At 45.9% G+C, this 5,984-nt stretch carries 10 protein-coding genes; 8 read left to right on the top strand and 2 right to left on the bottom strand.

From position 1 onward, the window contains the following. The coding region (locus AB1797_12635; protein ID MEW5768440.1) for a hypothetical protein at positions 1-356 on the bottom strand (356 nt) is incomplete at its 3' end. 130 nt (positions 357-486) lie between these two features. Between AB1797_12635 and mazG the strand changes: the two genes are divergently transcribed. From mazG to AB1797_12595, 8 genes are all read left to right on the top strand, one after another. Further along, positions 487-1,164 carry a nucleoside triphosphate pyrophosphohydrolase gene (mazG, locus tag AB1797_12630; protein MEW5768439.1) on the top strand — a complete coding sequence of 226 codons (678 nt, stop codon included), beginning with the start codon at positions 487-489 and terminating at the stop codon, positions 1,162-1,164. Positions 1,165-1,348: 184 nt separating this feature from the next. Then, positions 1,349-1,519 carry a hypothetical protein gene (locus AB1797_12625; protein MEW5768438.1) on the top strand — a complete coding sequence of 57 codons (171 nt, stop codon included), beginning with the start codon at positions 1,349-1,351 and terminating at the stop codon, positions 1,517-1,519. Then, on the top strand, positions 1,506-2,015 hold the full coding sequence (locus tag AB1797_12620) for a hypothetical protein (protein MEW5768437.1): 510 nt from the start codon (positions 1,506-1,508) through the stop codon (positions 2,013-2,015). The genes AB1797_12625 and AB1797_12620 overlap by 14 nt, the downstream gene beginning before the upstream one ends. A gap of 47 nt (positions 2,016-2,062) precedes the next feature. Next, positions 2,063-2,455: a PaREP1 family protein gene (locus tag AB1797_12615; protein MEW5768436.1), complete on the top strand. Its 393-nt coding sequence runs from the start codon at positions 2,063-2,065 to the stop codon at positions 2,453-2,455. 239 nt (positions 2,456-2,694) lie between these two features. Further along, a complete protein-coding gene (locus AB1797_12610; protein ID MEW5768435.1) occupies positions 2,695-3,483 on the top strand; it encodes a 2-amino-3,7-dideoxy-D-threo-hept-6-ulosonate synthase in 789 nt (262 codons plus the stop codon). 319 nt (positions 3,484-3,802) lie between these two features. Next, the gene (locus tag AB1797_12605) at positions 3,803-4,804 is read left to right on the top strand and encodes a 3-dehydroquinate synthase II (GenBank protein ID MEW5768434.1); all 1,002 of its coding nucleotides are present in this window, start codon (positions 3,803-3,805) and stop codon (positions 4,802-4,804) included. Positions 4,805-4,977: 173 nt separating this feature from the next. Then, positions 4,978-5,211, top strand: a complete 234-nt coding sequence (locus AB1797_12600; protein ID MEW5768433.1) for a hypothetical protein — start codon at positions 4,978-4,980, stop codon at positions 5,209-5,211. Continuing rightward, positions 5,208-5,753, top strand: a complete 546-nt coding sequence (locus AB1797_12595) for a hypothetical protein (protein MEW5768432.1) — start codon at positions 5,208-5,210, stop codon at positions 5,751-5,753. Before AB1797_12600 ends, AB1797_12595 begins: the two co-directional genes overlap by 4 nt. A gap of 106 nt (positions 5,754-5,859) precedes the next feature. Here the strand turns inward: AB1797_12595 and AB1797_12590 are convergent. Beyond that, the coding region (locus tag AB1797_12590; protein ID MEW5768431.1) for a M23 family metallopeptidase at positions 5,860-5,984 on the bottom strand (125 nt) is incomplete at its 5' end.

The raw sequence follows: 5,984 nt of genomic DNA, 5'->3' as shown, positions 1-5,984 counted from the left end.
TGCAGCAAACATAAACAGCCTTTTCCCGCTCTGAAAGCCAGTTTGGGACTTTTTTGTGTTCCGGTTGGAGAACAAAAAGTGTAAACCGATCTCTCCCTTCTCAAGTAGCGATTTGAAACGATGCCAATAAAAGAGAAATACGCAGTGTGTTTTCGAAGTTGAGGCTTCATATAGAACATACAGAGCATAAAAATGTCTATTTTAAGTATGAAGGAATTGAATATCTGTAAGCGTTCAGCCACTAAGGCACAAACTCGATGCTCGATGCTGGATACTGGATCCTTTACCAGCATCGAGGATCGAGGATCGAGCATTGAGGATCGAGGATCGAGCATCGAGCATCGAGCATCGAGCATCCAGCATCATGTGCTGAACGGTTACAATGTCCTTTGGACTATGATGAATTTGTGGCAATTTTAAAAGAAAAAGGCATTATCCCTGTATAAGGTAGTATAGCAGTAAACTGGGACCGTTTAAAAGGCAACGATGGAAAACTCTTTTACCCGCATGGTTAATATGGTGGCTAAACTCAGGAGCGATGAGGGATGTCTCTGGGATAAGCAGCAGACGCCTGCCTCAGCCGCTCCTTATTTGATTGAGGAAGCTTATGAGGTGATTGAAACCATTGAGGAAAATGATCAGGAGAAACTTAAGGAAGAACTGGGCGACCTTCTTCTTCAGGTGATCTTTCAAGCCCAGATGGCGGCTGAGTCCGGAGATTTTACTATAACAGAAGTCCTGGAGGAGGCATGTGAGAAGCTTATCCGCCGCCATCCCCATGTCTTTGCCGGACTTAAGGTCAAGGATGTCAACGAGATCTTGGCTAACTGGGAGCGAATAAAGCTGTCCGAGAAAAAAGGTAAGTCCTCCTCGGAGCAATCTCCCCTGGCCGGCATCCCCAAGCATCTTCCGTCGCTTCTACTGGCCAGACGAGTCCAGGACAAGCTGGGGCGGTTTGACTCAATTAGCAATGACCCTGAAGAGGCGGTTTGTCAGGTGGAGGCAGGCTGGAAGGCCTTCAAGGAAAATTCCCTGGGGAAAGATGAAGCTGAAAAGGAGTTGGGGAGCCTCCTCTTCCATCTGGTTAATCTGGCTCGAATCAGGGGACTTGACGCCGAGACCATCCTCCGAAACAAGGTTAGATCGGATTACTGGATACCATAGCGCCGCAAAGCCGCCACCAATAGACACCACCGATTACACAAATACATACAATCTGTGTAATCGGTGGTGTCTATTTTCGCGGTGTGTCTATAATTCTCGCGGATAAGGCAAAGGTGGCGGGGTAATATAATAAAAAAGTTTCGGGTTCCGAGTTTTGAGTTCATCAGTTTTTGAGGATAAGACTATGGATGCGATTGAGAAGGCAAAGAAAGAAGGCATAGACCTTACCCTTTTATATGAAAACCTCCGGCGAACACCAACTGAACGGCTAGAAAATTTTATACAATGGTTAAATTTTGCAGAGGAATTAAGAAGGGCCAAACAGAAAAAAGAGCGCCCAGATGTTAGACATTAAGAAAATTCTCGGCATTTTAGAAGATCACAGTGTAAGATACATCGTGATAGGTGGCCTGGCCGCTATTGCTCAAGGGTCGGTAAACTTGACATTTGACCTGGATATATGTTATGCGCGGGATAAAGATAATCTGGAAAACCTGGCTAAGGCATTATCCAACTTCCATCCGACCTTAAGAGGCGCTCCCAAGGATTTACCATTTACCTTCGATGCCAAAACCCTTGAAAATGGCTTAAACTTCACCCTTTCGACCGATGTTGGAGATATAGATTTACTTGGTGAAGTCCAGGGCTTAGGATATTATGATAATCTACTCAAGTACTCTGAGATATTGGAGCCTTATGGTATTAAATGCTATGTGCTTACTCTTGAAGGGCTAATAAAGGCAAAGAAGTCATTAGCTCGACCAAAAGACCTTCGGGTGCTTACTGAACTGGAGGCATTGCTGCAAATCCGTAATCAAGAAGAGAAAGGTAATGTCAAATTGGCATTATAGTCTTATTCATCAGTTAACAGAGAGAGGGGCGTATAAGGAGGAAGAAGATGAGGAAAGGGAATAACAATAATGTACACCGCTACATAGAGCAGGCAGAGAGACACCTACAGCAAGGCGAGAAGGAGTTTGAAGGGGGTGATTTGCGACAGGCAGGAGAGAAATACTGGGGGTCTGCAACCCAAATGTTAAAGGCATGGGCAACAAGTAAGGGCATCCGTCACAATGGTCATGCCTGGCTATTTGAGGCGGCCTCTAAACTCTCTTCTGAAGAAAATGAAATTGCCTTAAAGGAGGCATTTATTCTTGCTTCTGCCCTGCATACAAATTTCTATGAAGGTTGGCTTACAAAGGATGAAGTAGAGGTCGCTGCCTTAAAATCAAAGGCATTTTGCAAGAGAATAAAAGAAATATTGGTAAGCGTTCAGCCACTAAACCGCTAAAGCGGTTGCTTTGGTTTATTAGTATTTCCCCATTCACCCCGATAAATCGGGGTGCTATTCTCATGTTTATTGAGTTTAGCACCCTGATTTATCAGGGTGTTACAGAGAGGATAACATCCAGAATCATAAGCGTTTTAGCGGTTTCAACCCCTGAAAGTCTGAAAAAATTGATCCAGTACTATCCCCCTGAACGGTTACAAATTTTTGACAATACGGAGAGAAAAAGGAGGCGTGAATAAATGATTGGGAAAAAAGTCAGGATGGAACGGATAATGAATCGGGAGTCAGGCAAGAGCGTTATTATCCCTATGGATCATGGAACCACGCTGGGGCCTATAAAGGGCCTTACTGACATGCGGAAGATTGTCAATTTAATCGTGGAGGGAGGGGCTAATGCCATCATTTTACATAAGGGGATAGTGGCTTCAGGACACCGGGAAAGCGGAAAGGATATTGGACTTATTGTGCATCTGTCGGCCAGCACTTCCTTAGGACTTGATCCGGATGCCAAGGTTTGTGTCTGTACGGTCAAAGAGGCCATCCAACTTGGGGCAGATGCCGTATCCATGCATGTAAATCTTGGGGCCAACACCGAAGGCCAGATGCTTCGTGATTTAGGAGAAGTTTCCAAAGAGTGCTCTGAATGGGGAATACCTCTCATTGTTATGATGTATACCCGAGGGCCGAAAATCGAGAATCAATTTGATGTTCGTTACGTTAAACATGCCGCTCGGGTGGGGGCTGAACTTGGAGCAGATATGGTCAAGGTCAATTACACCGGCTCACCAGAGACCTTCCGGGAGGTGGTTGAGGGAACACCTGTCCCGGTGGTTATCGCTGGGGGCGAGAAGATGGAGAGCGATCAAGACCTTTTGGAAATGGTCAAAGGGGCATTAGAAGCCGGAGCAGCCGGGGTCTCTATGGGAAGAAACGCCTTTCAACATAAGCATCCGGATAGGATAGTCCGGGCCATAAGTAGTATGGTTCACAAGGGAAGCAGCATTGAGGAGGCAAAGAAGCTGCTTTAGTTAGCTGTCAGTGGTCCTCGGCGATAAGTAACTTAGTTTTGAGTAACTACATGAAAGTTGAGGGGAAATTTTTGTAACTATTCAGCCCTTAAGGCACAAAGACACAAAGATTACCAATAATAGCACACGGATTACACGGATGAGACGGATTGACACGGATAAAAATTTATTAGAAAAAATCCGTGAGAATCCGCCAAAATCTGTGTCATCCGTGTGCTATTCTGTCATTCTCTTCATGGCTTAATGGCTTTGTGGCTGAACGGTTAGGTTTTGAGTAACTACGAGGAGATCAGAAGACGGAAGTTGAGGAGGAAAGGCCATGAACTCGAAACTCAAGAAGGTATGGGTAAAGGTTGTCCCTTGGAAAAAAGAGATAGTCACCTGTGCCCTTGAAAGTGGGGCAGAGGCGGTTATGGTCCCGGATGGTTATACCGAGAAAGTAAAAGGGTTGGGAATTATAAAGACTATTGCCGGTGATGGAGATATAAAGTTAGGGGAAGAGGTCATTGAGTTTGAGATAAATAGCAAGGAGGATGAAGAAGAGGCCCTGAGACTGTCAAAATCTAAGACCCTTATCCTCAGAATGAAGGACTGGACCATAATTCCCCTGGAGAATCTCATCGCCCAGACAGAGGGGCTAATCGTAGAGGTTAAAGAGGCAGATGAGGCCAGGACCGCCCTTCAGATATTGGAGAAAGGCGTTGATGGTATACTCCTTTCCACCTCAGACCCTAATGAGATAAAGGAATGCATGAAGATAGTCCAAAGTTCCCACCAGATCAGCCTATCCAAAGCCAGGATAAGCAAGATAAAACCACTGGGAATGGGCGATCGGGTCTGTATTGATACTTGCACCCATATGACGGAAGGGGAAGGGATTCTGGTGGGTAACAGCAGTTCAGCGATGTTTCTGGTCCACTCTGAATCGATTTCCAATCCTTATGTTGAGCCAAGGCCATTCAGGGTAAATGCCGGTGGGGTCCATGCCTACACCTTAACGCCCGAGGGAAAGACAAGGTATCTTTCCGAACTGAAGTCAGGCGATGAGGTATTGATTGTAAACTACCAAGGGTCGGCGGAACCGGCTATCTGTGGCAGGGCCAAGGTGGAAAGGCGGCCTTTGATGTTGGTTGAAGCCGAGACCCAGGGAAAGACTGTCTCCCTTATCCTTCAGAATGCCGAGACCATAAGATTGACCAGCCCAGAAGGAAAGGCCGTCTCTATTGTGGAGTTGAAAGAAGGAGATGAGGTCTTGACTTATACGGAAGAGGCCGGCCGTCACTTTGGGATAAAGATAAAAGAGACGATCGTGGAAAAGTAGTAATCGTTCACCACAGAGACACAGAGACACGGAGAACGATTTTAGAAAAAGCACTTACAGAGCAAATAATTGGGGCAGCAATAGAAGTTCATAGGCATTTAGGTCCTGGTTTGAAAGATAGAATTAAGAGATTTGTCCTTTAGATTTTTGATTAGGAAAGGAGGTGAAGCAAAATGCCGGCTAAAAGTGAGGCTCAAGAGAAAATTAGGTGCAAATGTGAAGATATTCGGGACAAGATTGTAGATACTATTCTTAACTATCTCCCCCCGGAAATGGTGGAACATCTGGGCAATTCCAAGCGTGAAATTCTACTTGCCCTTCGTTCAGTTATTGATCATGCTATTGCTAAGACGGATCAGGTAGTAGAAAAAGCTAAAGAGGCTAAGGCAAAAGAGGCTCAAAAATGAAAGTAAAGATTGGCGTAATGGGCTCAGCGAGCGGCAAGCTTGATGAGAAGGCTTGTCGGCTTGCCTACCGTCTAGGCCAGGAGATTGCTAAAAAAGATTGTATTCTTCTTACCGGCGGCTGTCCCGGGCTGCCCTACGAAGCGACCAAAGGAGCTAAAGCCGCCGGGGGGATGACCATCGGCGTCTCTCCGGCGCATAATCTTACCGAACACATTGATGCCTATAAATCCCCGTATGACCACTTAGATGTGTTGATTTACACGGGAAGCGGGCTTATGGGACGGGAGGTAATTTGCATCCGTTCTTGTGATATTGTTATCATTGTCGGTGGCCGATCCGGAACACTGGGAGAGTTTTCTATGGCTTACGATGAAGGCAAGCTGATCGGGGTTTTGGAAGGAACAGGTGGGATAACGGCTAAGCTTAGAGAGATGGCGGAGGTAATAAAAAAACAGACCAGATCACAGATCGTTTATTCCTCTCATCCGGAGGAACTGGTGGATAAACTCCTGACCGTAAACAGTAAGGTCAACCGCGAATAGCAAAAAAAACCCTCGCCACTTACGGCGGGGGTTTTCCTTTCTTCCCCCTCGGGGGATTTGGCCATCAGAAAAAGAAGTTACTCCCTCCTTGACTACTGTCTCCTATTTATCGACCCACATAGCGAGAAGGATCAACCGTCTGGCCATTTTTGCAAATTTCAAAGTGAACGTGAGGTCCGGTAGAAATTCCCGTATCTCCCAGGAGGGCAATAGTTTGATACTGTTTTACAT

The organism is bacterium (genome assembly GCA_040753085.1).
Lineage (GTDB): Bacteria > UBA9089 > JASEGY01 > JASEGY01 > JASEGY01 > JASEGY01.
The sequence above is the reverse complement of the archived record's forward strand: the minus strand, read 5'-3'. Positions and strand labels throughout refer to the sequence as shown.

Bases quoted from the DNA above. Each gene is read 5' to 3' on its own strand.
- mazG (MEW5768439.1), top strand. From the start codon at position 487: ATGGAAAACTCTTTTACCCGCATGGTTAATATGGTGGCTAAACTCAGG.
- AB1797_12625 (MEW5768438.1), top strand. From the start codon at position 1,349: ATGGATGCGATTGAGAAGGCAAAGAAAGAAGGCATAGACCTTACCCTT.
- AB1797_12620 (MEW5768437.1), top strand. From the start codon at position 1,506: ATGTTAGACATTAAGAAAATTCTCGGCATTTTAGAAGATCACAGTGTA.
- AB1797_12615 (MEW5768436.1), top strand. From the start codon at position 2,063: ATGAGGAAAGGGAATAACAATAATGTACACCGCTACATAGAGCAGGCA.
- AB1797_12610 (MEW5768435.1), top strand. From the start codon at position 2,695: ATGATTGGGAAAAAAGTCAGGATGGAACGGATAATGAATCGGGAGTCA.
- AB1797_12605 (MEW5768434.1), top strand. From the start codon at position 3,803: ATGAACTCGAAACTCAAGAAGGTATGGGTAAAGGTTGTCCCTTGGAAA.
- AB1797_12600 (MEW5768433.1), top strand. From the start codon at position 4,978: ATGCCGGCTAAAAGTGAGGCTCAAGAGAAAATTAGGTGCAAATGTGAA.
- AB1797_12595 (MEW5768432.1), top strand. From the start codon at position 5,208: ATGAAAGTAAAGATTGGCGTAATGGGCTCAGCGAGCGGCAAGCTTGAT.